Consider the following 24,083-nt stretch of genomic DNA (forward strand, 5'->3'; position numbering starts at 1 on the left):
TAGGAGCACTCCATGCGTAAAATCAGCAGCTTAGCTTTCGTCCTCACCAGCGCCGCCATCCTGTCGGCCTGCTCGAGCAGCGGCGTCAAAATCAGCGATCCGGCACCTGTCGTCGAGCGTCAGGTCGAACAGAAAACTGCCCCAGCAGCCGACACCCGTACCGTGGCACCAGTAGAAACCAAATCGCTGGATCCGCTGGACGATCCAAAAGGCGTGCTGGCTAACCGCAGCGTGTACTTCGACTTCGACAGCTACGTGGTGCGTGAAGACGGCAAGCCAGTGGTAGAAAACCACTCGGCCTATCTTGGCAAAAACAAGGGTCGTTCCATCCTGATTCAAGGTAACACCGACGAACGCGGCGGCGCCGAATACAATCTGGCGCTGGGTCAAAAACGTGCCGAAGCCGTACGTAAAGCCATGACCACGCTGGGCGTGGCCGAAGGCCAGATCGAAGCCGTCTCGCTGGGCAAGGAAAAGCCTAAGGCATCGGGCTCGAACGAAGAAGCGTGGGCACAGAACCGTCGCGCCGACATCGTCTACAAGTAATCAAAAGCACTACCCTTTTGCCGGGTGACAGGCATAATACGGGGCAGCCGACGGAATTACCGTTCGCTGCCCCGTTTTCCTTTTAGAAGAGTGTGAAAGTGCCCGACATGAAGAAATTCTCCAAATCCGGCCTGAGCGCCGCCCTGCTGGCTGCACTGACCTGGCTGCCGCTGCAAGCCCACGCCGGCCTGTTCGACGACGACGAAGCGCGCCGCGCGCTGCTCGACCTGCGCGCCAAGGTAGAAGCCATGCGCAGCGAACTGAACGCCCGCATCGACACCAAATCCGACAAGTCCAGCACGCTCGATCTGGTCAGCCAGAACGAACTGACGCTGCAGGAAGTGGCCAAGCTGCGCGGCCAGATCGAAGTGCTGGCCAATGAAATCGCCACCGCCCAGAAGCGCCAGAAAGACTTCTACGTCGACCTCGACAACCGCCTGCGCAAGCTGGAACCACGCGAAGTGGTGATCGACGGCAAATCGGCCCAGGTCGATCCATCCGAGCAGAAGAATTTCGAAGCCGCCATGCAGATCTTCAAAGCCGGCGACTACAAGGCGGCCGGCACAGCCTTCTCCGACTTCGTGCTGCGCTATCCCGGTTCCAGCTATGCGGCCAACGCCCAGTACTATCTGGGCAGCGCATACTACGCCCAGCGCGACTGCAAGAGCGCCATCAACGCCCAGCTGCTGGTACTGAAGAACTATCCGGACAGCCCGAAGGCGCCGGACGCGATGCTGAACATCGCCAGCTGCCAGATCGAGCTCAAAGACAAGGCTGCCAAGAAGACGTTGCAGGACCTGATCAAGACCTATCCTGACTCGGCCGCAGCAGTTGCCGCAAAAAATCAGCTAAACGGTAAATAATTACTCGGAGGCATTTGACAGAACAGTTAAATTCCTCCATAATCTTGCTTCTTCGGGGGTCGTTAGCTCAGCTGGTAGAGCAGCGGACTTTTAATCCGTTGGTCGCAGGTTCGAATCCCGCACGGCCTACCACCGAAGCCCTTGGGTCGTTAGCTCAGCTGGTAGAGCAGCGGACTTTTAATCCGTTGGTCGCAGGTTCGAATCCCGCACGGCCTACCAAGATTCATCAAAAAAGCTCACAAGCTCCGGTTTGTGGGCTTTTTTGTTTTAGGTCGCTATCCAGTCACTCTTAAAGTGGCGCACGTCGCAACAGATCCAAGAATCAACAAACCATCATCACCCCTCCAGCCAGCAAAAGCAGTGCCAGAAAACATGCGTCGCGTGTGTGCAAGCGAAGCACGCCCCCACCCTAACGCAATTGATAAAAGGCTACCGTTGGTGACTTTTGCGATTGAATAAGCATGGCACACTAAATATAAGTGAGAAAGTGTGATTTTTTCCATGATTCAACTTGCTATCATTCTAGTGATTGTGACTTTTCGTCACTTCCACGCCGATTAGACAACACAACTGAGGAATGAATGAGTGCGGCATTGAACTACCCTTATCTCTTGGCCGCGCATATGATTTGCATTGACGGTCAGTTGCACCAACAGGAATTGCTATTCCTGAAGACGCTCGCTAACAACGTGGGAGTTGACGATGCCACGAAGGAGGCTGCCGAACTAATCTTAGCTCAGGCTGACCAGCATCTGACACTGCAAAGCGTGATTCACGCGATCACACCGGATAATCGTACGCAGGCACTGTCCCTGGCTGCGCTAGCAGCACAACTCGATGGCGTGCTGGATAGGACCGAGCAGCGTTTGCTGGACGAACTCCGGCAAAAATGGCAGATTGCGGACAGCGCTTACAAGCATATCGAACAGCTCGCGATACAGGAAGCGCAACGACTGATCGCTAGCCTGCAAACAGTGCCGCAAGAGGAAGTATCGACGGCCGCCAAACTGCTCAGTAAACTCGATACTCTGCTCGGTCGCGGCATTGTCGACAGGGTCGTCGACACGCTGGCATCCGGCACCATCAAGAAGAGCATCCAGGACTACCGCATTGAAGCCCTGCTCTCCGGCCCCAAATACGACGGCGCGATTGAAGCCTGCCGCGACGTGGGAATGAAGGACATCGAGGTTGCCGATACTTGTTTGCAGGTAAGCACTAAAGTATTGCAGGACATCGATGCTACCCTAGAGCGCAAAATCAAAGAAATGCAGGACGCGTTGGGTGACAAGTTAGCGCAGTCAGGCCGCGAGGCCCTGCACTCGATGAAGTCCGACCGTGCGACCATCGTACACCTGATCAACCATGAACTGCAGGAAATACAGGAACTGCAGATCAAGAAGCGACGCGCGATGAACTTCTACACCATCGCCTTCATGGGCCGCAGCAAGGCCGGCAAGAGCACGCTACATGCCGTTGTCACAGCCGGCGGATGGGATCAGATCGGCGTTGGCCGCCAGAACACTACCCGCCTCAATCGCGTGTACGAATGGCATAATATCCGCATCATCGATACGCCTGGCATTGCAACGCCTGGCGGCGAGGAACTCGAAAAAGTCGCTGCAAGCATCATCGACGAAGCCGATCTGATTTGCTTCGTGGTGACCAACAACAATCAGCAGGCGTCGGAGTTCGAGTTCCTCAAGCGTTTGCGCGAAAAGGGCAAGCCGCTGCTAGTACTGCTGAACGTCAAGGAAAACCTTGAGCATCCGGTTCGCCTCAAGCGCTTCTTGGAGCGTCCCGACCAATCCTTTTCACTGGACAAGGATCAACTGGGTGGCCATATAGACCGCATTCGCCGCGACGCTGAAACTTATTATGGCACCTCCCATTTCCCCATTATTCCAGTGCAATTACTAGCTGCACAAATTGCACAACAGCAGCCAGAGCACGAGCATGCTCAAGCGCTGATGAAAGCCAGTCGCCTGCAGGACTTCCTCGACTCGGTTCGGTTGTCGCTGCTGGACGAGGGCCTTCTACGGCGCAGTCAGAACCTGTTAGGCAGCACCGTCGCCGACATTGAGCGGCCGAGCCAGCAGTTGAAAGAACGCGCTGCGTTTTATCTGGACTTCGCAAAGAATATCCACACGCGTGCCGACGAGAGTACAGTGCGACTGGAAAAAGCGGTTGAGTTTCACGCGCGCCAACTGGAGCATGACCTACGTGCAGTGTTCGCCGCCCTGCTACATGAAGTTCCGGACTTTGCGGAGGACCATTGGGACGACTCCGAAAGCCGCCTGAACGACTCATGGGCGGAAAAGTTGGAACGCTTTGGCATGGAACAGAAGATTCAGGCAATTCAGGAAAACGCGGTAAATGCATTTTCGAACGATATCAAAGACTTACTGGAAGAAGTAAGTCAAGAAATAAACTTGCATCGCAAATTCTCCTTCGCCGCCGGAAAGCTGGATGAACAGGATTCGAGCGTTTGGTTACAGAAGACGCTGCAATGGGGCAGCGGGCTTGCCTCACTGGGCTTGGGTGTGATGGCTCTGGCTAACTTATGGAATCCTGGAGGTTGGGTCATGGCAGGTGTAGCGATCATCGGGATGCTTGCCTCTCTCTTCGAGTCCAAGGCCAGTAAGCGGCGTAAGGCAGTAGCAAAGATCTCCACCAGCCTTGAAACGCAGATCGAGAAACAGCAGGAAAAGATCGTCGGCGCCGCCATCAAACAGTTCCAAGAGCAATGTCAGGACGGCGCGACCGTGGTCCAGGACTACTTCCGTGTATCGGCCGAAGGCCTCGCTTTTGTTGGCAAGACTTTGACGCACGGCGTAGAACTATTGGAGGCACAACGGGACATCCTGAACATCCACTTTGCAGCCCGCGTGATCGACTTTGCGGGCAAAGCACCGTCCGAATCGTCGGCGCAGGCTGTTCGAAATCAAATCAGCGCAGTTCGCCGCAAAGTAGGCGAACGAATCGACATCGTCCCGACACCCAAGCTTCGCGCGCCAAAGAATCTGGGCATTGTTGAGCCAATCATCCAGGAAAAGATCACTCTTCAGAAAGCAGATATCTAACATGACCATCACAGCAGCAATATATGGCGAACGCCTTGAGAACGTCATCAAGCGCTTGAACGAACTACTGACGGTACCCGCATTGCGCGAGACCGCCATTGCCGCAAAACTCCAAGAGGAACTGCAGGAGTTCCGTCAACGCGGCTTCCTGACTATTGCTTTCGTCGGTGAGTACAGTGCTGGCAAGAGTTCATTGATCTCAGCTCTTACCGGCCGCCGGGATCTGGCCATTTCAGCGGATATTGCCACAGATAAGTGCAACGAATACGAATGGAATGGCGTCAAGTTGATCGATACGCCAGGCCTCTGGACCGAACGCAAGGATCATGATGCCCGGACTTACGAAGCTATCGCCAAGGCTGACTTGCTCGTCTACTGCCTGACCTATAGTCTCTTCGATACAACCACACTCGCCAATTTCAAGGAACTGGCATTCGAGCGTAATTACCAGTCTAAGATGCTATTACTAGTCAACAAGATGTCGGCTGAGGCCGGCGATGTCGAGACTCGTATCCGGCACTACACTGTCTCGCTGAAGGAATCGCTAGCGCCGCAGGATGTCACCCAATTTCCGCTGGCGTTTTGCGATGCGCGGGATCAACTTGATGGCGAAGATGAAGGGGACGCTGAACTTGCCGCGCTCAGCCGCTTTGACTTATTAAACGACCTTCTCAACGAATTCATCGCTAGCAAAGGCGCTATGGCGCGCTTAGATACACCACTGCGCATTATCCTGTCTAGCCTGGATGACGTGACCGAAGCCAGTACCCGAGACGAGGGCCGCGACAGCCAGGAAGCCTTTCTACTGAAGAAGCTCACGGGGATGGTGACTCGTCAGCGGCGCGCCCTGAGCAGTAAGGTTGATGGCGAGATCGCCAACCTCGCACACAGTATCCACAAAATGGGTGCGGGCTTTGCGAAGGATATTGGCATCAACCAGCAACTGGAGGCAGAACTGGATCTATCCCAAATCAAAATACAGAATCTGTGCCAGAAAAGCTCGGAATATCTAGAGAAGGAAATCCAGAACGCGGTCGAGCAACTACGTGAAGAAGTCGGCAAGGAATTCGAAAGTCCACTGATGGAAGACTTCCTTCACAATATGGCGCCGCCCGACAAGGTAACCGCAGTACCAAGCGATGTCGCTGATCGGCTCAAGCAGAAGGTGGCAATGTTTAGCCGTATTGCCGATACCTTGGGCATTAGCGCAAACAAAGGTTTGATCAGTGCTGCCCAGGCAAGCAAATCGGGACTAGCTACCGGAATTCGGACCGTTGGGAAATGGGTTGGTTTTAAATTCAGGCCGTGGCAAGCTGCAAACTGGGCCAAGAATCTAAGCAATGCAGTTCCCTACATCGGAGTGGCCTTGAGTCTACTTTCTCTCGCATCCGACGTAGCATCCGAGGTGGAGGAAGCGAACAACGAGGCCAAAATCAGAGAGTCGAAGCGAGATCTGCTCAACCATTTTGACAATGTAGCCGAATCGATCAGCCTCGACATGAAAAAATCGGCCTCGGCCGCAATGAACGATATCTATGGGCAGGTTGAACAAATCTTGTCCGAAATGAAGAGGGCACACGAACAAGAACTGGGCACCAACAACGAAATCGTGCGCCAGGTCGGCACTTTGCGTGCCGAATGCGAAGACCTGCTTAAACTGGTTGCACAAGCTGGATAATTCATCTGCACCACGTGGATGCCTTACAGGCAATCGGTAAGGCATCCGGTTTTGTTGCGCGATACAGTAAAGCGCATAAGTCTCATATGTGGGCAATAGCATCATTTTGCTGTCATTGGCGCTATCGACGTACAACGTTCTCATCACTCGGAACAAATCCACTGCGTTCAAACGAGAACTAGTCACCACCACCGCGGGATTCGGCGGAAGCATTGCAGCTGGCGCACTCGCGGGTTTAGCGTGTGGCCCCGGCGCTTCGGTATGTGTGACAATTGGTGCGTTTGTCGGGGGCGCGCTAGCAGCCTTTGGCGCTGGCTTTATATGGTAAAGCAAGCTCGTGAAACTACTTTCGACCTCAGAATTCGCGGCACGGCCGGCATCGCCTTACTCGGAAACAGGGCTGGTGACTTCCGAACTACTGATGGACGGCAAGCCCACTAGGCTGATTGTGACCGGAGCAGTAATGGAAGCGGCGTTGGAATGGCAAGGCTATCGCATCGCCTTCCTCACCGATGACATTCCCTTCGAAGACATGCTGCGGATTTATATGTTCGACGCCAAAATGGCATTGGTCGATGCGGCAGTGCTCGGCGCGATGTATTCCACCGGCAGGTTCACCAAGCTAAGCCTGCAGCCACCGAATACGCTTACGTTTCGCTTCTTCGGTGGCGCCGTCTGGCGCATGGTGCTGCTCGCCAAACGGGAATTTTGCATTCCTGTCCTTTCCGATCCCAGCGGCCTGAGTCGAAAGTTCCAATTCTTCAGGCACTTCCGGATTGATGGCAAGCCGCAGCCAGATGGTGTACGGGGTATCTCACGTCATTCCGACATAGCTACGTCATAAGCGCGGGGCCTGCGGCATTCTGCTCACTCTCTAGTCGCTTGCGCGACTACGATATGCCCACTTGGCATAAGCGTTCAGGGCTTTTTGGCTGGAGTTGCCATACCAGGCATAGCCGTTGCGGCGTTCCGGCGAGATCGCCATCACATCATCGTGCAGGGTCCGGTCACGATCGCCGAAGACGGGCTTACCGCTGTCTATATCGACATAACGCGACCACAGTAGAGGCGCGCCTTGATGAACCAGCAAACTATTGCCCTGCGCCGTGTGTTGCCAGACCCGGTCGGCAATAGCACTGTCGCGCAGCCACTGTATGCCCGCCTCAACGGCGCTGCGCACCTCGGTGGCCGGCTGCGGGATATGCATCAGATACACCAGCAGGCTGGCGCTCTCAGCGGTAGACAAGGCTGCCGGCTCGTAATTGCGCGCGCCCGCAAGTGCCAGCGAGACCGCTTCATGCTGCTGCCCCCAGGCGGTGAGACGGCCACCGACCCGGACTTGCGCCGCCAGAATACAACTCAAGGCCCGCTGCTCGGCGTTGGCAGCCGCTGCCCGCTGCGCAGGCGGAATAAAAGCATAGTCGCCGTCACCGCGGCCAAGGTCCGCCAGCAATCGGATGATCTCGACCATGGCGTCGTCATTGAAGGTGACGGCGTCATGATAGCCGCCGCGCAGCGGGTAGACTTGCGGCCAGCCGCCATTCGGATACTGGGCGCTTAGAATATAGTTGAGGCCACGGATGAAACTGGCGCGATAGGCATCGCCTTCGGCACCGGCAGCCTGGCTCGCCACCCGTGCGAGGAATCGCATTTCGGTAGTCGTCGCACCGTTATCGAAGGTGCCTACCCAGTCCCACGACGGCGGCTCCCCGGCCGCTAGAGCGTGGCCCGCCACGTAGGGTTGTCCCGGCTGGCGCAGCGCCCCATCGCGACGCATGTTCTTGGACCAGCCGCCGGCCGGCGTCTGGAAGCTGACGATGACATCGGCCACGTGACGCGCAGCGGGCGTGGCATACCATGCAGCGGCGCGATCAAGCGGCATGCTTCGATTGCTGCCGGGAGCCGCTACCGCAGCCACAAGCTGGCCCTGCGGACGCTCGGCACGTAGCGCAGCTTGATCGGCAAGCATCAGCGCACGCGAGCGCGCCAGATAAGCTTGCCAGTCAGCTTTACCCGCCAGCTCAGCATCAGTGAGGGCGCGGGCAGGAACCGTATGGCCGACCAGTGCCGCGTAGGCCGGCAAGGCCGCCATCAGAACGGCGCACAACAGGCTGTGTTTAAGCATAAGTGTCCACTTTACGGTACGGTTGCGGGCGCCTATCGTTAGCCGTGCACCGGGCTCTTGAATTCGAAACGCTTAATTTCACCCACCATCAGGGTGTAGCACAGGATCGCCACGGCCGCATTCGCGCCGACAAACACCAAGGCGCCGGCGAAGGATCCGCTTTGCTGCAAAATATAGCCGATCACAATGGGCGTGGTAATCCCAGCCGTATTACCAAAGGTATTGAACAATGCCCCGCTCAAGCCGCCCGCATCCTTGGGCGAAGTGTCGGCCACCACGGCCCAGCCCAAGGCCCCGACACCTTTACCGAAGAACGCCAGCGACATGACCAACACCACCAGCCAATCGGCCGCCACGTAATTGCAAACGATCATAGTCATCGCCAGCAACATGCCACCCACGATAGGAATTTTACGTGCCTTGGATAGGCTGTAGCCCCGCTTGATCAGGCGGTCAGAAATAAGCCCGCCTAACACCCCACCAAGGAAGCCAGCCACGGCAGGCAACGCCGCCACAAAGCCAGCCTTGAGGATGGTCATGTGACGCTCGCTCACCAGATATACGGGGAACCACGTCAGGAAGAAATACGTGAGCGTGTTAATGCAATACTGACCTATATACACCCCGAGTAACATCCGGCTGGCCAGCAACTGGCGTATCGCCGACGCCGTACGAATCGTGCCGCTGGTGGCCGCCCGATTTTTACTCTCCAGATCTGTCAGTGCGCCACCCGCTTCGATATACGCCAGTTCGCTCTGATTGACCAGCGGGTGCTCCTTCGGTCCGTACACAGTTTTAAGCCAGACAAACGAGATGGCGATACCCAGGCCTCCCATCACATAAAACACACTCTCCCAGCCAAAGCTGTGCACCAGCCAGCCCATAATCGGCCCAAACAATACCGTCGCAAAATACTGCGCGGAATTGAAAATGGCTGCCGCCGTACCGCGCTCGTTGGTTGGAAACCAGGCCGAGGCAAGCCGACTATTGCCCGGAAACGAAGGCGCTTCTGCCGCCCCGATGGCCAGCCGCAAGCCAAATAGCAGCGCCAGTGCTGTCGCCCCCGCGACTAGGCCGACGGTTCCCATCAGCACGGTCAACAGTGACCACAGAAAAATACTAAAGAAATACGTCATCTTGGTGCCAAAGCGGTCGAGCAACCAGCCGCCCGGCAATTGCGCCAGCACATACGACCACGCAAATGCAGAAAACACGAAGCCCATTTCAACTGGCGACAGGCCGAGCACCCGTTTAAGCTCGGGGCCGGCAATCGCGATGGTGGCGCGATCGGCGTAATTGATCGTAGTAACCGCGAACAATATCGCCAGTATCAGCCAGCGCACCCTGGTAGGCTTGTTTTGCAGCGTCGTCATGCGTGGGTCTCCTTATTTTGTATAGAAGACGATAATAACGCAGAGGTACGACATCCTACAACATATATAAAAAAGACTTATAATTCTTGTGGAGATTTACAAAAATATCCCAATGCCTTTGAAAATCAATAGGTTAATTTAAAACCTCCAACAGCATGTTGTATGACAACCATGCAATCTAAGCAAACTCAGGCTGACAGCGTTTCCAGCGCGGCTAACCGGATCGCCTGCGTGGCCGGATGGCTGATGCGGCGCTCCGTGGTGATGGCGTAGACCTGCTCGCGTAGCGCGGGTATCGTACCGATCAGCTGCACGCCATACTGGGCGCAGATGGCAGCGGCAATCGCCGCCGGCGCAAAGAACACGCCCGCGCCAGCCTGACCAAAGGCTTTCAGCATGGCGCTATCGTCAAACTCGCCGATCACCTGCAAGTACGGTACCTGCTCGTGCAGCCACTGCATCAGCCGCGCCCGGATCGCAAAGTCTTCGCCGGGCAGCAATAGCGGCGCGTGATTCAGGCAAGCAGGAAAGTCACCGTGCAAGCGCTCACGCAACTGCGGCGCGGCAAACACGCCTAGTTCGCTTTCGCCTAGCAAGTGGTTATAGCCGCGCACACTCAGATGGCTGGGCATGATACGGTCGGCAATAATCAAATCGAGCTTATGCACCGCCATATCGGCCAGCAGCGCGGCCAGCCGGCCTTCGCGGCAGATCAGCCGGGTGGGTGCGGCCAGCGACAGTGCCGGCGCCACCAGTCGGCAGGCCACGGCCTTCGAGACGGAGTCGGACACACCGATACGGAAGGTCGTCACCTGTGCCGCCGTCTGATCGCGTACCAGTTCCAGCAAAGCGTCGCCGGCACTGAAGATCTCATCCGCATGGCGCAGCACGCGGTTACCTGTCTCCGTGACTTCCAGCCGCCGCCCCACCTTGCGGAACAACTCCACCCCTAGCGTATCGGCAAACTCGCTGAGCTGCCCCGAAATTGATTGCGGCGTCAGGTGCAGTTGCTCGGCCGCCTTGGCGATACTGCCGCAGCGCGCCACCGTCCAGAAATAGCGCAGATGTTTGTAATTGAGCGTGGCCATGCCCCCTCCTTCATTCATCGATTTTTTCGAGCATTTAAGAAAGTATATTCGAATTGTACGAATGATTGTCCGTCCCTATCATAGGTTATGTCATCAACCACGAAAGGCAACGATCATGAACATCGCGATTCAATCCAACGGTCTGGTTCTCACCGAAAGCCTGCGTGCCTATGTGCACCGCCGCCTGCAGACGGCACTGGGCTGGGCACTGACGCGCCGGCTGGCCGTGTGGCTGTCGGACATTAACGGTCCCCGTGGCGGGCGCGACAAGCGCTGCAAGATCCAGATCAGCCTCGACCATGGCAAGACCATCATCATCGAAGATACCGAAGAAGATCTGTACGCCGCCATCGACCTCGCCGCCGAACGGGCCGACCGCGCACTGGTGCGCCAGATGGCCAAGAACCGTGCCTACTCGCATGACAAAGTGAACTCGCTGGCAGCGCCCGAGCCGGAAACCGGCGACGCTGACCCGCGCTGACCTGCACAACAAGAAAAGGAAATAAGCCATGACTGGAACGGAACATATCGGCAGCGCCACCATGTGGGCGGGCTTCGTCGCCTTCGTGCTGCTGATGCTGGCGGTCGACCTGTGGGTATTCGGCGGCAACAAGTCGCACAAGGTAACGGCGCGCGAAGCCGGTGCCTGGTCGCTGGTCTGGTTCGGCCTCGCGCTGGCCTTCAATGGCGGCCTGTGGTGGTATCTGCAGGGCAGCGTGGGCGCCGAAATCGCCGAGCAGAAGTCGCTCGAGTTCCTGTCTGGCTACCTGATCGAGAAAGCCCTGTCGGTCGATAATATCTTCATCTTCCTGCTGATCTTCTCGGCCTTCCAGGTCAAGCCCGAATACCAGCGCCGTGTGCTGATCTACGGTGTGCTGGGCGCCATCATCATGCGCGCCATCATGATACTGGCCGGTGCATGGGTGGTGAGCGAGTTCAGCTGGGTGCTGTACCTGTTCGGCGCTTTCCTGCTGTACACGGGCGTGAAGATGTTGAAGGCCGTCGATCACCAGCCTGATGTGCGCAACAACCCCGTGCTGAGGTTTGCACGGCGCCACCTGCCCGTGGCAGAAGGCGAGCATGGCGAGAAATTCGTCATCTGGAAAGACGGCAAACGCTATGTCACGCCCTTGCTGCTGGTGCTGATCCTGATCGAAGCAACGGATCTGGTGTTTGCAGTCGATTCGATTCCGGCCATCTTTGCCATCACGTCGGATCCGTTCATCGTGTTCACTTCGAACATGTTCGCGATCCTGGGCTTGCGGGCGCTGTACTTCCTGCTGGCCGATATCGCCGAGCGCTTCCACCTGCTCAAGTACGGACTGGCACTGGTGCTGTGCTTCATCGGCCTGAAGATGCTGCTACTGCCATGGCTGCATATTCCCGTGCACGTCTCGCTGTCTGTCGTGGCTGTGCTGATCGCCAGCAGCGTGATTGCCAGCCTGTATGTCACCCGTAAAAACTGACCTTACCGAATTTTCTAGGAGAACTGCAATGCGACATTACGAAACCGATAGCGCCAGCGCGGCTGGCCGTATTCTGGCCCTGAGCATGGTGGTGGATGGCAACCTCGCCCCCGCCGAGCTACGCGCGCTGCAACGTTCGCGTTTGCTCGAATACATCGATATCGACATCGATACCTTCCATGACCTCGTCAGTGACCTGTGCCACGATATGCTCAGCACTTCCGTCAAGCACGAGCATGTGGTGCTCGATGAAACCACCATCGATGCGCTACTGGGCGAGATCCACGATCCCGAGCTGCGCCGCGAACTGCTGCGCGCCATGTGGAGCATCGCCGATGCCGATGGCGTACTGGCTGACGCCGAAGCCAAGCTGCTGGCGCGCGCCTGCGCCGTCTGGTCGGCCGAGTCGCGTTTCGTCAAGGAAGAAGCAACCAGCCTCGCGCTCGACTAAACTGCCACCCAGGACTATCGCCTGAACCGCCCGCGCACTACGCCTGTAAGGGCGGCGTGCGCGGGCAAAATGCTAGAATGCCGCCTGACCGATGCGGGCAACCCAGCCATCGGCATCCACACAGGCACATGAAAGCACCCCATGAGAAAAACCGATCTGGCCAAATACGACGCCAAGAAACTGATGAATAAAATGACCGTTCCCGGTACGGAGTTCGGCAAGGCCGTCGTCACCATCGACAAGCGCGAACAGCGCCGCCTCGATCAGGCTGCCGGACTGGTACCGTTTGCCACCAAACTCAATGGGGAACTGGTGGCCCAGCTGCACGCGCTGGCCAAAGAACAGGGCAGCGACGTCGGCACCGTCATCACCACCCTGCTGAAGAAAGCGCTCGCTGCCTGATACCGCGTCGGCCCCATGCAGCTCGATCATATCTTTCTGCGCACGCCTGCGGGCGCACCGGAAGCGGCACTGTTGCTGGAACTGGGGCTGACTGAAGGCAGCCCCAACCAGCACGCGGGGCAAGGCACGGCCAACCGCCGCTTCTTTTTCCACAACGCGTTTCTGGAACTGCTGTGGATCGCCGATCCGGCCGAAGTGGCCAATGCCACCACCCGCCCTACCCAGCTAGCGCAGCGGCTCGATCCTGCACAGTCGGCATCGCCGTTCGGTTTCTGCTTCCGGCCAACGGAGGCCACTGGCACTGCGCCGTTTCCCAGCTGGGCCTACTGCCCCGGCTATCTGCCGGCCGGCATGCAGGTCGATATCGCCAGCGATACGCCTTTGCACGAACCCATGTGGTTCTTTCTGACGCAGGCTGTAGCACCAGCACAAGCGCCGCTGGCACGACGCCAGCCACTACAGCATACACTGGGCGTGCGCGCCATCACCGCCGTGACGCTCACCATCCCGACCGCGTGCAACTGGTCAAGCGCCGCACAGATAGCCAGCGCCAGCGCAGGCATCACGCTGCAGCGCGGCAGCAGCCATCTGCTGGAACTATGCTTCGATTATGGCGTGCAGGGCCGCAGCATCGATCTGCGCCCTGCCCTGCCGCTCCTGCTGCGTCTCTAGACTAGCGTATCGAACGTGCAGACTCCGGCACTGCCGGAAGCGTGATTAGGCAGTTGCCGAGCGGGCACCCAGCTGAGCGCCGGTAGCTTCCATCAGGCGGCCCAGCGGCAATTCCACCCAGCGGTGGAACACGGCGCCCGCCATCAGGCTCAGCATCCATGCCGCCAGCATGCCCAGCGCTTGCGGCAGCGGTTCGGCCGGCGCAAAGCGGGTGAAGGCGGCGTTCACCAGCAGGCAGACGGGGAAGTGAATCAGGAATACGGCATAGGAAATCTTGCCCATGCCATGGATGGCGGTCCAGAACGCGCCGCGTGCGGGCACCTTGATGCGGCCACCTACCATCAACAACATCGCCACCAGCAGGGCCAGTGCGATGCGGCTACGGAAATCTACCAGCAGGGCCAGCAACGCTGGCAGCAAAGCCATCAGCACCAGCAGCGTCACGGCCAGCGGCTTGCGGCGCGCATCGCTGCCCCACCATGCCAGCAGGCCCAGACCATAGCTGCCGAAGAAATACGGCGCCCAGTCATCCCAGTCAGTATCGAGGTTGAAATGCAGCAGCGACAGCGTTACGCCCAGCGCCATCAGTATAGGCACCAGCCAGCCCAGACGGCGTGCGCCCGTGCTGCGACCGACTAGCCACAGCACCAGCACCACCGAGCTATACAGCTGGAAGTCGATCGCTACATACCATGCGCCGGCCGACAGCGAAGGATAGCCCAGCACACTATGCAGCAGCAGCGCATGCGCGCTCAGCTGGCTGAGCGTAGCCGGCTCGGAAATCGAATGGTGGCTCATCCACTGGGCGGCAAAGTAGGTGGCAGCGGCCGCGAACAGGGTGGCAGCAAAGAACGGCGGCGCCAGCTTGGCATAGCGGCGCCAGATGGCGGACAGCGGCTCGATGGCACCGGCATGGCCGGACGGCGCCAGCGATTTAGCCACCAGAAAACCACTGATCACGAGGAAAACCTGTACCGCAATACGGGCGTTCCCGCTCAGGAAGGAGAACAGTTCCGGCCACAGGATACGGGCGTGATCCGACATCGGGCCATAAAAGGCCAGATGGTGCAGCACGATCAGTTGCGCCGCGCCTGCTTTTAACAGATTGATCAAACCAAATTGCGGCGGCGTCGATGCATGTGCCGCAGAATTTTCCCGTGCTACTACCGTCATTCACTTCCTCGAACTTACCGGCCCAATTAAGGGATAAAACGAAAGGCCGATATGATAGCCGACCTTCTCCCCTCGTGGCGCACTGCTGGCCCCGGCAGTCATGAAAAACGTGACTTTATTCGGCTGATGGCCCCTTCGGCCTTGCGATTGTTTAACGACGGAAGCGCTTGGGCTGCCGCTTGCGGGCAGCCGAGTTCTGCTCGTGCAGTAACGCATCCACCCGCTCGGAGGCCTGCCGCGATAATTGCTGCGCCAGCTCCGTATCGGGGAAGTGCTCGGGCTGGCGGTAGGCCAGCCACGCATAGGCCGAATACAGCCGGCAGGCATCTTCCACTTCCTGCAGCGACATATAGTGCAGCGGCATCTGCACCGCCTTCAGCTGAGTAATTTTTTTTGCCGCCAGCGCCGTAGCCCAGTGCTCCCACGCACGCTGCAGCGACGGCACTTTGCTGGAGATGGGCACCAGCGAAAGGGCAAATTTCTCGGCCACCGTGAGATCCAGCGTATCGAGCCACGCGGCCCGTTCGAACTGCTCCTCGGTAATGCGCGGATAGAAGAAACCATCGGGCACGTCGATGTTGTGCACGAAGCGCTTGAGCAGACGGGCCAGCGACTGTTCCTGCGTCACCGAAGAAATCCGGTGCAAGTGTTCCAGCGTGGGCGCCACGGCAAAACCATTCGTCTTGATAGGCTGGGGCTTTTCCTTCAGCAGCGAGCGCATCACGTTATGCGTTTCGTTGTCGTAGCCGGCCACCAGCCCTTCCTCGTGCACACCGAAGCGCCCTGCCCGTCCCGCGATCTGGCGCGCCAGCGCGGCCGGAATTTCTTCTTCCTCGTAACCGTTGTACTTCACCGTGGTGGTCATGACGATGCGGGCGATGGGCATATTCAGGCCCATGGCGATGGCATCCGTGCCCACCACCACATCGGCCGCGCCTTCGCGGAAACGCTGGGCCTGCGCACGCCGCACTTCGGGCGACAGATTGCCGTACACGGTGGCCACCGACAGGCCCAGTTCCGTCACCATATCGCGCCACATCAGCACTTCACGGCGCGAGAAGCAGATCACCGCATCGCCGCGGCGCAGATTGCCCAGCTTGCGCACGGCCGTCGGCTCCATGCTGAGCGGCCCCTTACGCTTGAGGACATGCACTTCCAGCTCGCATTCGAGCCGCGCCGCCAGCGCTTCGATGGCGCGCCGGGCTTCCGGCGCGCCCACCAGATACACGGTATGGGCCGGCGCACCGCAAACAGCCGCCGTCCATGCAGCACCGCGCTCACGGTCGGCCAGCATCTGGATCTCGTCGATCACCGCCACATCGACTTCGGTGCGGGTATCGAGCATTTCCACCGTGCTGGCCACATGGGTAGCACCGGGCACCAGCCGGCGCTCCTCGCCCGTTACCAGACTCACGGCCAGTGGCTTGCCGCGCGCCTGCATGCCTTGCAGACGTTCGTAGTTCTCCAGCGCCAGCAGACGCAGCGGCGCCAGATACACGCCGCTAGGCGCCTTGGCCAGCGCTTCGATGGCCATATGGGTCTTGCCGGAATTGGTAGGCCCCAGCACGGCAATGAAACGCCGCTTGATGCGGCGCGCCACCTCGAAGGTGGCCGGATATTCGGCCAGATTGATGCTCTGGCGGGTGCGCTCGGCATGCTGTTCCTCCATCTCGCGTTCGACCGCATGTTCCAGCCGCTGGCGCAGCCGGTCGAACACGATGCCGGCCGGTTCGGCCAACTGCATGCTGGCCAGCGCATCGAGGAAAGGCGCGGCATCGATATCGCAGTCGTCGCAGGCTTCGGCAATTTCCACCACAAAGGCCGCCACGTCGGCCTGCAGCGCAGCCGTCGCTTCGACGCTGGCGCGCTCGCGCAGCGTGGCGCTACGGGTGGCCACATCCATCTTGCGCCATTTCGAGGATTTGGCCAGTACGCCGTAGGCCGGCACCAGATCGTAGGCCACGCTGCGGCCCGCATAATCCACACTTCCGCCAAAGCGCAGGAACACGCGGCCCTCCTGCCGCGCCAGCTGCACACCCTGTGCGCCCAGGTCAAGCTGACGCATCAGCTCATCGTCCTCCAGTTGTTCGGGATCGACAGCGGCGACGGCAGATGGACGGGAATGGGTCGACATGATGGGTATTTTCAGCAAATTCTGTAGAAGGGGCGGAATTTTAGCAGGTGGTGAGAGTTGGTGAGAAAGCCACAGTCAGCGCCCCACTATAATCTTGCGCTAGCCAGTGATGGCTGGCTCACTTATGCTGTCACGCATGCGTACGCTAGATTCACCTGCATAACAATAACCGATCTGGAAGGATTTTATGGGCATGGTATTCTGCCGCGGCTGCGGCAAAGAGATTCACGAATCAGCACCGTCTTGCCCGCACTGCGGCGCACCACAGCATCTCGGCAAAGATACTGGCCCACGTTCGGAAAAAGACTTCATCGTTACCGTCTTGCTGTGCTTCTTCCTAGGCATGTTCGGAGTGCACCGCTTCTACGTAGGCAAGGTCGGCACCGGCCTGCTGATGCTGTTCACATTCGGCGGCTTCGGCATCTGGACCCTGATCGATTTCATCATCATCGTGCTCGGCAACTTCACCGATAGCGATGGTCTGAAAGTCAAAAACGGCTAATCCACGGGCGAACCTGCCTCTCCCCTGCTTTGTATTTCACGGGATTTCTGGCACCATAAGCCGGTTTACACCGGTTTCCTGCCAGAAGTCCTCATGCCTTATTCCATTGCTGCCCCCGTCCACAGCGAGCTGATCATCAAGAAAAGCCGCTTCATTGCCTGTGTCCAGCCGATGACCGACCGCGCCGCCGCGCAGAAAGTGGTGGCCGATCTATGGGCCCAGCATCCGGGTGCCGTGCATGTATGCTGGGCGCTGCTGGCGGGCGGACAATCGGCTGCCGTCGATGATGGCGAACCCAGCGGCACTGCCGGCCGCCCCATGCTCGATGTGCTGCGCCATCAGGATCTGGAAGGTGTGCAGGCTACTGTCGTGCGCTATTTCGGCGGGATCAAGCTGGGTGCGGGCGGCCTGGTGAGGGCCTATACAGATAGCGTGGCACAGGCCCTGCTGAAGGCTGAAAAAGTGGCCATCATCAAGCTGCAGCATCTGCGCTGCTGTGCACCGTATGCCATGGAAGGCATGGTGCGGCGTGAAATCGAACTGGCTGGCGCCACGCTGGCGCAAGTGACGCACAGCGATCAGGTACAGTTTGAATTCCATTTGCCCGACACGGCGGCAGCAGCACTGGTCAGCCGTCTCAACGAAGCAGGCCACGGCCGCCTGCAATGGCTGGCGGACGAGGACCTGTAACACTGCTTACTTGATGCGCTTCACCCGCGGCGCGCTGCTGGCACCTTCGATGTCCATATAGATCGCACCCAGCATGCCTTTTTCCAGTCGCACTTTGGGATTGACCAGATCCAGATTGGCCTGGCTGTCATCGACGATCATCCACACCTGACCATTGGCCAGACGGATGCGCTGCTTGGGCACCCAGCCATCGAACTCGCCAACGATGGACGTTTCGATGAATTCCAGTTTGGCGGCCGGGCTGTTATGTTCGTTGCCGAAACCCCGCTCAAGATCGGCCTTGCTGGGCACGTAGGGCGTGCCGGCAGCCGGTGCTGCCACTGCGACGCTGCCGGCAGCAGCACCCGCTGGCGCAGCGAGCGGTATCGCGTCATAGCAGCTAAGCCGCGCCGGTCCATCACTAAGCTGACGACAGCGCTGCATGGCAGCATCGTCGGCCATGGCCGCACCGGAAACAAATAACAGAACCCACAGTGATTTCATTGCAGCACTTTCAAAGTGTAGAAGGTGCCACGATTATATCGTCGAAAGCGACCGCCGTGCCTAGGCAGCGGCCAGTGCCGGCGCTGGCCGCGCCCGTCTGGCGACAGCGTTCGGCACCGCCTGCTGATCGAGCCGGAACACACTGACCATCTGCTCCAGGTGCGCGGCCTGCTGCTTGAGCGCATCGGCTGCCGCCGCAGCTTCCTCTACCAGCGCGGCATTCTGCTGGGTCACCGTATCCATTTCCGACACGGCCTGATTAATCTGCTCGATCCCAGCACTCTGCTGCTCGCCTGCGGTGGAAATTTCACCCATGATGCTGGTCACCCGCTCCACGCTGGCCACCACTTCCGTCATCGTCACCCCGGCCTGCTCCACCAGCTTGCTGCCCGTACCGACCCGCTCGACCGAGTCGCCGATCAGCTCCTTGATTTCCTTGGCCGCCGCTGCCGAACGATGCGCCAGCGTGCGCACTTCGCTGGCCACCACGGCAAAGCCGCGCCCCTGCTCGCCAGCGCGGGCCGCCTCCACGGCCGCATTCAACGCCAGAATATTGGTCTGGAAGGCTATCCCGTCGATCACGCTGATGATATCGACGATCTTGCGCGACGATTCATTAATGGCGCCCATGGTTTCCACCACCCGGCTCACCACCAAGCCACCCTGCTGGGCCACGCTCGATGCCGACTGGGCCAGCTGGTTGCCATGCTGGGCATTCTCCTTATTGTGCTGGACGGCTGCCGTCAGTTGCTCCATGGCCGAAGCAGTTTCCTCCAGCGCCCCCGCCTGCTCTTCTGTGCGATTCGACAGATCCTGATTGCCATGGGCAATTTCGGTAGTGGCCGCAGCGATCGCCACCGTGCCGCCGCGCACTTCGGCAACGATGTTGTACAGCGAAGCGCGCATGGTTTCCAGCGCATGCAGCATGCTGTGCTCGTCATCCGGTTTGATACGGATGTGTACCGTCAGATCTCCCTCGGCGATACGGTTGGCCACCTTGACGGCAAAAGCGGGCTCGCCCCCCAGCTGGCGCAGCAGCGAACGGCTGATCAGCAAGGCTGCGCCCAAGCCCACCAGCAAGGCCAGCACACTCAGCGCCAGCATACTCTGCTCCGCCCGTGCATAGGCCTGCTCGGCATGCTCGGCATCTTCGTGATTATTCTTTTTTTGCTGTGCGATGTAATGATCCATTTCATCCTGCCAGTGCTGCACGGCGGGGGCTGCCTCCTTGAGCAGCACTTCCAGCGCTTCCGCATCCTGATTGGCACGCGCCAGCGCCACCACTTTATCCGTCAGTGGCAGGCTACGCCGGGCAGCAGCCTCGATCTGTTTGCGCAGTGCAGCCTCGTTAGCGTCGGCATCGAGCTTGTCCAGCGCATCATGGGCCTGCTGATAGGCGCTGCGAGCATGCTGCAGCTTGCCCAGTTCCGCGTCGATAGCGGCCGCCTCCGTCAGCAGCACCACGGTGTTGCTGATGCGCGCGATCGTATGCACGGCTTCCGACATATCCTGCACCTGCGCTGTCTTGGCGACATTGCTATGCAGAATTTCTTCCAGCTTGGCATGGATCATGCTCATCCCATACAAGCCTAATCCCGCTATCAGAAACAGCAGGGCAAGCACCAGCCCGAAGCCAGCGCCCAGACGGGCGCTAACTCGCATGTGATCAATCGACATAGAACCGCCCTTCCATGAAAGAAGCCCAAAAATTCAGTAGTGGAAATCCTGTTAAACCGCTAAGACCAGCCGTAACAATTTCCACAGAAAAACTTTTAGTTACGAAGTTAGCCGATCCGGCGGGGTTTGTATATGAATATAGCGAAAAAATCGCGCTCAAAGCCTCAGTTTGCCGCGCTGCTGTCGGATAGGAGACGCTACAATGCCTCCCAGCATTTTTAATGAAATATCAATCTGCTATAAGCAACAAATAAGCAACCAGCCTGACTAGCGAAGCCCATACCTATGACCCTCAACCTGCTTTTCAATCTGCTGGCGGCCAGCGCGCTGCTGCTACTGCTGTATGTGCAGCAACGCCATACCTCGTCCTTTTCGGTGCGCGTATTCACCGGCATGGGGCTGGGCGTGCTGCTGGGGGCTGCACTGCAAGCCATCTACGGCGCCAGCCATGCCGACCTGATTACTACTGGCAACTATCTCGACATTGTCGGTAGCGGCTATGTGAAACTGCTGCAGATGGTCATCGTGCCACTGATCATGGTGTCCATCATAGGCGCCATCCTCAAACTAAAAGGCATCGATGCACTGGGCAAGATCAGCGCACTGACTATCGGCACGCTGATGGCCACCACGCTGGTGGCCGCCGGTCTCGGCATACTGATGGCCAAGTTGTTCAGCCTGACGGCAGTGGGTCTCACGGCCTCGGCAGCCGACATCGCGCGCGGCGTCTATCTACAAGGCAAAGTCGAAGCGGCCCAGGCGATTTCCCTGCCCAGCATGCTGCTGAGCTTCATTCCTGCCAATCCCTTCCTCGACATGACGGGTGCACGCAAGACCTCCACCATCGCCGTGGTGGTGTTTTCGGTCTTCATCGGCGTGGCGGCTACCGGCATCCACGCCGAAAAGCCGGCGCTGTACGCCAGCTTCGAACACTTCATTCAAGTGGCCCACGCGCTGGTCATGAAGCTGGTACGCATGGTACTGCGCCTCACGCCATATGGCGTGTTCGCCCTGATGGCGCAAGTGGTGTCCACTTCCAGCTACACCGACATCCTGCACCTGATCGATTTCGTACTGGCCTCCTACAGCGCCATTCTGCTGATGTTCGGCGTGCATCTGGCTCTGGTGGCCGCCTGCGGCCTGAATCCCCTGCGCTACGTAAAGAAAGTACTGCCGCTACTGACCTTCGCCTTCACCTCGCGCAGCAGCGCCGGCGCCATACCCATGAGTGTACAGACCCAGACGCTGCGTCTCGGCACGCCGGAAGGCATCGCCAATTTTGCTGCCTCGTTCGGCGCCACCATAGGCCAGAACGGCTGCGCCGGCATCTATCCCGCCATGCTGGCCGTGATGATCGCCCCCACCGTCGGCATCGATCCCTACACCCTCAGCTTTATCGCCCCCCTGCTGGCCATCATCACCATCGGTTCGGTCGGCATTGCCGGCGTGGGGGGCGGTGCCACTTTCGCCGCCCTGATCGTGCTCTCCACCATGAACCTGCCGGTGGCACTGGCTGGCCTGTTGATCTCCATCGAACCGCTGATCGACATGGGGCGCACCGCGCTCAACGTCAGCGGTTCCGTCACAGCCGGCACGCTGACCAGCCGTATCCTCGGTGAAACCGATCAGCAAGTCTTCAACAGCGACGCCGACCTGCCCGTCGATCAGGACCAGACGGCTGCCTGAACGGAACCCGCTAGCAATCAGGTGGTCTAACGAGTTCTTCTTACTGAAAGGAACCGTTATGACCACCTTCCCTCGCACACCCCACCTGCTGCTAATCGCCATCCTGTCTGTCGCTGCGCTAGCCGCCTGCAACAAACGTCCGGTCGACCAGCCGCCCACCCCCACCACCGCGCCTGAACCCGCCAGTCCGGCTCCGGCCACACCAGCCGCTACGCCGGACACGCTGCCACCGGCTGGCACCAATCCGGCCAGTAATCCAGCCAACAATCCTACCCAGACGCCACCAGCCAGCGTGCCGCCCCCCACCACCCGCCAGTAGGCTGGTCGCTTTCCGCGGACGAAAAAAAAGGGCCCGAGGGCCCTTTTCGCTGCTCAGGACTAGCTTAGAACTTGTAGTTGTACGACAGGCCGATCAGTTGCAGATGGGTCTGGTAAGTACCACGGGTGGTCTCGCCATTGCCGGTGCAGGTGGTCATCAGCGGGTTGCACTTGTTGGTGTAGTTGATGCTGGCATCCTTGAAGTTCAGGTAGCTGTAGGCCAGATCGATGGAAGCATTGTTCGCCACCTTCCAGTTAGCACCGAACGAGTACTGGATGCGGGTGCTGTCTGGCAGCGCCGGATGGGTCAGCTCTGCGCTCTTGACTGGCGATTCGTCATACGCCACACCGGCGCGCAGGGTCAGCTTTTCGTTGTAAGCGTAGTTGCCGCCCAGCGAAACACGGATGGTGTTTTTCCATTGCTGACGGATCACTTCCGCGCCTTCGGTAGTGCCCGGGAACTGGATGTCCAGATCGCCCAGACGGTTGTGGCGCACGAAGGTGATGTCAGCCATACCGGCCAGTTTGGAATCGAACTGGTGGAAGACGTTGGCCGACAGGGTTTCCGGCGTACGCAGTTCCACCAGCGCAGCCGAATTGACTTTGTGCGAAGCGGCCGACAGCACGCCATTCACGACGGGATCGGCGGTGACTTTGGAGAAGTCCCAGATGGTGCTGCCGCGCAGTTTGTGCACAATCGACGAACGATAGGACAGACCGAAGCGGGTGTTCTGGTCCAGCGTGAACAGGTAACCCAGATTGAAGCCCCAGCCCCAGTCTTTACCATCGTTGGAACCGTGTGCATCGCCAGCCGTGCGCAACAGCGCAGGATTGCCGCCCAGTGCAGCGATCTGCTTGGCCAGTGCGGCGCCCTGTGCTGCGGCAGCACCGGTCGACAGTGCAGCGATCGAGCCCGGCACGTCCACTGCCTGACCCAGTTCCGCTTTCATGAACTCGGCATCGATACCGAAGCCGAAGGCGTGCTGTTCATTCAGTTTGAACGACGCCGATGGGTTCAGCGTCAGCGCTTGCAGTTTCACATCGGTCAGCGCGTAACGGCCAGTCCAGGTGTTGCCGTAGGTGATTTTCGTACCATATGGCACGAAGGAACCCAGACCCACGCTCCACTGATCATTCAGCTTCTTGCTCAGGTAAAACGATGGTGCCATCACAGCAGTCGGCACATAGTCATCTGCGGCGGTACCGCCGGTGGACTGGCCGGTGAAACGGGTCGAACCGGCGTCGGTGAAGGTCGAGTGCGGCACCACCACGGTTGCGCCTACGCTCATCTGCATGCCATCCAGACGCGACAGACCGGCCGGGTTGGCGAAGATGGTGGTAGCGTCATTGGCTTCGGCGCCATTGGCTTCGGCCGTGCCTTGGGCCGCCACGCTTTGCGAACCGAAACGGTAGCCCGACGCTTGCGCGCCGACCGACATGGCGCCGAGGGCGACAGCAATCATCAGGGAAAGGGTTTTGTGTTGCATGATGGTCTCACTTTATGTAGGGCGCGGTGCGCCGGGTTCTTCTGGTCTCAGCATCGCAAAAGGTGCAGAGAGGCCAGCAGCATACTACACATATAAAACAAACCAAAAGGCAAGACCTTAGAGTGCACACACTAAAGAAAACCTTGAAACCGAGCGAATGCTCTGTACAAAGACGTAAAAAAAGGGCCA

23 protein-coding genes and 2 tRNA genes are annotated in these 24,083 nt (G+C 58.8%); 17 read left to right on the forward strand and 8 right to left on the reverse strand.

Going from position 1 to position 24,083, the window contains the following annotated elements:
• Positions 1–12: 12 nt before the first annotated feature.
• The 7 genes from pal to ABNT42_RS11510 all read left to right on the forward strand — a co-directional run bounded on the left by pal (position 13) and on the right by ABNT42_RS11510 (position 7,011).
• Positions 13–546 (forward strand): peptidoglycan-associated lipoprotein Pal, encoded by a 534-nt coding sequence (gene pal / locus ABNT42_RS11480; RefSeq protein ID WP_348697052.1) that lies wholly within the window; start codon positions 13–15, stop codon positions 544–546.
• A gap of 107 nt (positions 547–653) precedes the next feature.
• Positions 654–1,409, forward strand: a complete 756-nt coding sequence (gene ybgF, locus ABNT42_RS11485; protein ID WP_348697053.1) for a tol-pal system protein YbgF — start codon at positions 654–656, stop codon at positions 1,407–1,409.
• Positions 1,410–1,465: 56 nt separating this feature from the next.
• Positions 1,466–1,541: transfer RNA gene (locus tag ABNT42_RS11490), tRNA-Lys, on the forward strand.
• 11 nt (positions 1,542–1,552) lie between these two features.
• Positions 1,553–1,628: transfer RNA gene (locus ABNT42_RS11495), tRNA-Lys, on the forward strand.
• Positions 1,629–1,990: 362 nt separating this feature from the next.
• Positions 1,991–4,489 (forward strand): GTPase, encoded by a 2,499-nt coding sequence (locus ABNT42_RS11500; RefSeq protein WP_348697055.1) that lies wholly within the window; start codon positions 1,991–1,993, stop codon positions 4,487–4,489.
• A 1-nt stretch (position 4,490) separates the two neighbouring features.
• On the forward strand, positions 4,491–6,167 hold the full coding sequence (locus ABNT42_RS11505) for a LeoA/HP0731 family dynamin-like GTPase (protein WP_348697057.1): 1,677 nt from the start codon (positions 4,491–4,493) through the stop codon (positions 6,165–6,167).
• A 337-nt stretch (positions 6,168–6,504) separates the two neighbouring features.
• Positions 6,505–7,011 (forward strand): hypothetical protein, encoded by a 507-nt coding sequence (locus ABNT42_RS11510; protein ID WP_348697058.1) that lies wholly within the window; start codon positions 6,505–6,507, stop codon positions 7,009–7,011.
• Positions 7,012–7,041: 30 nt separating this feature from the next.
• On the opposite strand, the gene pelA is transcribed toward ABNT42_RS11510, so the two are convergent.
• From pelA to nhaR, 3 genes are all read right to left on the reverse strand, one after another.
• Positions 7,042–8,292: a pectate lyase gene (gene pelA / locus ABNT42_RS11515; protein WP_348697059.1), complete on the reverse strand. Its 1,251-nt coding sequence runs from the start codon at positions 8,290–8,292 to the stop codon at positions 7,042–7,044.
• Positions 8,293–8,330: 38 nt separating this feature from the next.
• A complete protein-coding gene (locus ABNT42_RS11520) occupies positions 8,331–9,665 on the reverse strand; it encodes an MFS transporter (RefSeq protein WP_348697061.1) in 1,335 nt (444 codons plus the stop codon).
• 188 nt (positions 9,666–9,853) lie between these two features.
• Complete coding sequence (nhaR, locus tag ABNT42_RS11525; protein WP_348697063.1) at positions 9,854–10,753, reverse strand: transcriptional activator NhaR; 900 nt, start codon at positions 10,751–10,753, stop codon at positions 9,854–9,856.
• 115 nt (positions 10,754–10,868) lie between these two features.
• Between nhaR and ABNT42_RS11530 the strand changes: the two genes are divergently transcribed.
• The 5 genes from ABNT42_RS11530 (at position 10,869) to ABNT42_RS11550 (ending at position 13,744) form a co-directional block, all read left to right on the forward strand.
• Positions 10,869–11,234 (forward strand): HPF/RaiA family ribosome-associated protein, encoded by a 366-nt coding sequence (locus tag ABNT42_RS11530; RefSeq protein WP_348697064.1) that lies wholly within the window; start codon positions 10,869–10,871, stop codon positions 11,232–11,234.
• Between the two features lie 28 nt (positions 11,235–11,262).
• Positions 11,263–12,219 carry a TerC family protein gene (locus tag ABNT42_RS11535; protein WP_348697065.1) on the forward strand — a complete coding sequence of 319 codons (957 nt, stop codon included), beginning with the start codon at positions 11,263–11,265 and terminating at the stop codon, positions 12,217–12,219.
• Positions 12,220–12,247: 28 nt separating this feature from the next.
• Positions 12,248–12,670: a TerB family tellurite resistance protein gene (locus ABNT42_RS11540; protein WP_348697067.1), complete on the forward strand. Its 423-nt coding sequence runs from the start codon at positions 12,248–12,250 to the stop codon at positions 12,668–12,670.
• A gap of 141 nt (positions 12,671–12,811) precedes the next feature.
• Positions 12,812–13,072 (forward strand): hypothetical protein, encoded by a 261-nt coding sequence (locus ABNT42_RS11545; protein ID WP_348697069.1) that lies wholly within the window; start codon positions 12,812–12,814, stop codon positions 13,070–13,072.
• A 15-nt stretch (positions 13,073–13,087) separates the two neighbouring features.
• Positions 13,088–13,744, forward strand: coding sequence for a VOC family protein (locus tag ABNT42_RS11550; RefSeq protein WP_348697071.1), 657 nt, complete (start codon positions 13,088–13,090; stop codon positions 13,742–13,744).
• A gap of 45 nt (positions 13,745–13,789) precedes the next feature.
• Here the strand turns inward: ABNT42_RS11550 and ABNT42_RS11555 are convergent, their stop codons facing one another.
• A complete protein-coding gene (locus tag ABNT42_RS11555; protein ID WP_348697073.1) occupies positions 13,790–14,857 on the reverse strand; it encodes an acyltransferase in 1,068 nt (355 codons plus the stop codon).
• 211 nt (positions 14,858–15,068) lie between these two features.
• A complete protein-coding gene (locus tag ABNT42_RS11560) occupies positions 15,069–17,051 on the reverse strand; it encodes a helicase-related protein (RefSeq protein ID WP_348697075.1) in 1,983 nt (660 codons plus the stop codon).
• 193 nt (positions 17,052–17,244) lie between these two features.
• Here ABNT42_RS11560 and ABNT42_RS11565 point away from each other — a divergent pair, with 193 nt between their 5' ends.
• Positions 17,245–17,553 carry an NINE protein gene (locus ABNT42_RS11565; RefSeq protein WP_348697076.1) on the forward strand — a complete coding sequence of 103 codons (309 nt, stop codon included), beginning with the start codon at positions 17,245–17,247 and terminating at the stop codon, positions 17,551–17,553.
• Positions 17,554–17,646: 93 nt separating this feature from the next.
• Complete coding sequence (locus ABNT42_RS11570) at positions 17,647–18,243, forward strand: YigZ family protein (protein WP_348697078.1); 597 nt, start codon at positions 17,647–17,649, stop codon at positions 18,241–18,243.
• Between the two features lie 6 nt (positions 18,244–18,249).
• Here ABNT42_RS11570 and ABNT42_RS11575 read toward each other — a convergent pair whose 3' ends face one another.
• Together ABNT42_RS11575 and ABNT42_RS11580 are read right to left on the reverse strand one after the other, a co-directional pair.
• Complete coding sequence (locus ABNT42_RS11575; RefSeq protein ID WP_348697080.1) at positions 18,250–18,726, reverse strand: hypothetical protein; 477 nt, start codon at positions 18,724–18,726, stop codon at positions 18,250–18,252.
• Positions 18,727–18,786: 60 nt separating this feature from the next.
• Positions 18,787–20,403, reverse strand: a complete 1,617-nt coding sequence (locus tag ABNT42_RS11580; protein WP_348697082.1) for a methyl-accepting chemotaxis protein — start codon at positions 20,401–20,403, stop codon at positions 18,787–18,789.
• A 14-nt stretch (positions 20,404–20,417) separates the two neighbouring features.
• On the opposite strand from ABNT42_RS11580, the gene ABNT42_RS11585 reads away from it, so the two are divergent.
• The 3 genes from ABNT42_RS11585 to ABNT42_RS11595 all read left to right on the forward strand — a co-directional run bounded on the left by ABNT42_RS11585 (position 20,418) and on the right by ABNT42_RS11595 (position 22,408).
• On the forward strand, positions 20,418–20,594 hold the full coding sequence (locus ABNT42_RS11585; protein WP_348697084.1) for a hypothetical protein: 177 nt from the start codon (positions 20,418–20,420) through the stop codon (positions 20,592–20,594).
• A 94-nt stretch (positions 20,595–20,688) separates the two neighbouring features.
• On the forward strand, positions 20,689–22,089 hold the full coding sequence (locus ABNT42_RS11590; RefSeq protein WP_348697086.1) for a cation:dicarboxylase symporter family transporter: 1,401 nt from the start codon (positions 20,689–20,691) through the stop codon (positions 22,087–22,089).
• 58 nt (positions 22,090–22,147) lie between these two features.
• Complete coding sequence (locus ABNT42_RS11595; protein WP_348697088.1) at positions 22,148–22,408, forward strand: hypothetical protein; 261 nt, start codon at positions 22,148–22,150, stop codon at positions 22,406–22,408.
• A gap of 64 nt (positions 22,409–22,472) precedes the next feature.
• On the opposite strand, the gene ABNT42_RS11600 is transcribed toward ABNT42_RS11595, so the two are convergent.
• Positions 22,473–23,894, reverse strand: coding sequence for an OmpP1/FadL family transporter (locus ABNT42_RS11600; protein WP_348697089.1), 1,422 nt, complete (start codon positions 23,892–23,894; stop codon positions 22,473–22,475).
• Positions 23,895–24,083 lie beyond the last annotated feature (189 nt).

Origin of the sequence: Duganella fentianensis (assembly GCF_964031615.1) — a bacterium.
Taxonomy (GTDB): Bacteria; Pseudomonadota; Gammaproteobacteria; order Burkholderiales; family Burkholderiaceae_D; genus Rugamonas; species Rugamonas fentianensis_A.

Bases quoted from the DNA above. Each gene is read 5' to 3' on its own strand.
- pal (WP_348697052.1), top strand. From the start codon at position 13: ATGCGTAAAATCAGCAGCTTAGCTTTCGTCCTCACCAGCGCCGCCATC.
- ybgF (WP_348697053.1), top strand. From the start codon at position 654: ATGAAGAAATTCTCCAAATCCGGCCTGAGCGCCGCCCTGCTGGCTGCA.
- ABNT42_RS11500 (WP_348697055.1), top strand. From the start codon at position 1,991: ATGAGTGCGGCATTGAACTACCCTTATCTCTTGGCCGCGCATATGATT.
- ABNT42_RS11505 (WP_348697057.1), top strand. From the start codon at position 4,491: ATGACCATCACAGCAGCAATATATGGCGAACGCCTTGAGAACGTCATC.
- pelA (WP_348697059.1), bottom strand. From the start codon at position 8,292: ATGCTTAAACACAGCCTGTTGTGCGCCGTTCTGATGGCGGCCTTGCCG.
- ABNT42_RS11520 (WP_348697061.1), bottom strand. From the start codon at position 9,665: ATGACGACGCTGCAAAACAAGCCTACCAGGGTGCGCTGGCTGATACTG.
- nhaR (WP_348697063.1), bottom strand. From the start codon at position 10,753: ATGGCCACGCTCAATTACAAACATCTGCGCTATTTCTGGACGGTGGCG.
- ABNT42_RS11530 (WP_348697064.1), top strand. From the start codon at position 10,869: ATGAACATCGCGATTCAATCCAACGGTCTGGTTCTCACCGAAAGCCTG.
- ABNT42_RS11535 (WP_348697065.1), top strand. From the start codon at position 11,263: ATGACTGGAACGGAACATATCGGCAGCGCCACCATGTGGGCGGGCTTC.
- ABNT42_RS11540 (WP_348697067.1), top strand. From the start codon at position 12,248: ATGCGACATTACGAAACCGATAGCGCCAGCGCGGCTGGCCGTATTCTG.
- ABNT42_RS11545 (WP_348697069.1), top strand. From the start codon at position 12,812: ATGAGAAAAACCGATCTGGCCAAATACGACGCCAAGAAACTGATGAAT.
- ABNT42_RS11550 (WP_348697071.1), top strand. From the start codon at position 13,088: ATGCAGCTCGATCATATCTTTCTGCGCACGCCTGCGGGCGCACCGGAA.
- ABNT42_RS11560 (WP_348697075.1), bottom strand. From the start codon at position 17,051: ATGTCGACCCATTCCCGTCCATCTGCCGTCGCCGCTGTCGATCCCGAA.
- ABNT42_RS11565 (WP_348697076.1), top strand. From the start codon at position 17,245: ATGGTATTCTGCCGCGGCTGCGGCAAAGAGATTCACGAATCAGCACCG.
- ABNT42_RS11570 (WP_348697078.1), top strand. From the start codon at position 17,647: ATGCCTTATTCCATTGCTGCCCCCGTCCACAGCGAGCTGATCATCAAG.
- ABNT42_RS11575 (WP_348697080.1), bottom strand. From the start codon at position 18,726: ATGAAATCACTGTGGGTTCTGTTATTTGTTTCCGGTGCGGCCATGGCC.
- ABNT42_RS11580 (WP_348697082.1), bottom strand. From the start codon at position 20,403: ATGTCGATTGATCACATGCGAGTTAGCGCCCGTCTGGGCGCTGGCTTC.
- ABNT42_RS11585 (WP_348697084.1), top strand. From the start codon at position 20,418: ATGAAAGAAGCCCAAAAATTCAGTAGTGGAAATCCTGTTAAACCGCTA.
- ABNT42_RS11590 (WP_348697086.1), top strand. From the start codon at position 20,689: ATGACCCTCAACCTGCTTTTCAATCTGCTGGCGGCCAGCGCGCTGCTG.
- ABNT42_RS11595 (WP_348697088.1), top strand. From the start codon at position 22,148: ATGACCACCTTCCCTCGCACACCCCACCTGCTGCTAATCGCCATCCTG.
- ABNT42_RS11600 (WP_348697089.1), bottom strand. From the start codon at position 23,894: ATGCAACACAAAACCCTTTCCCTGATGATTGCTGTCGCCCTCGGCGCC.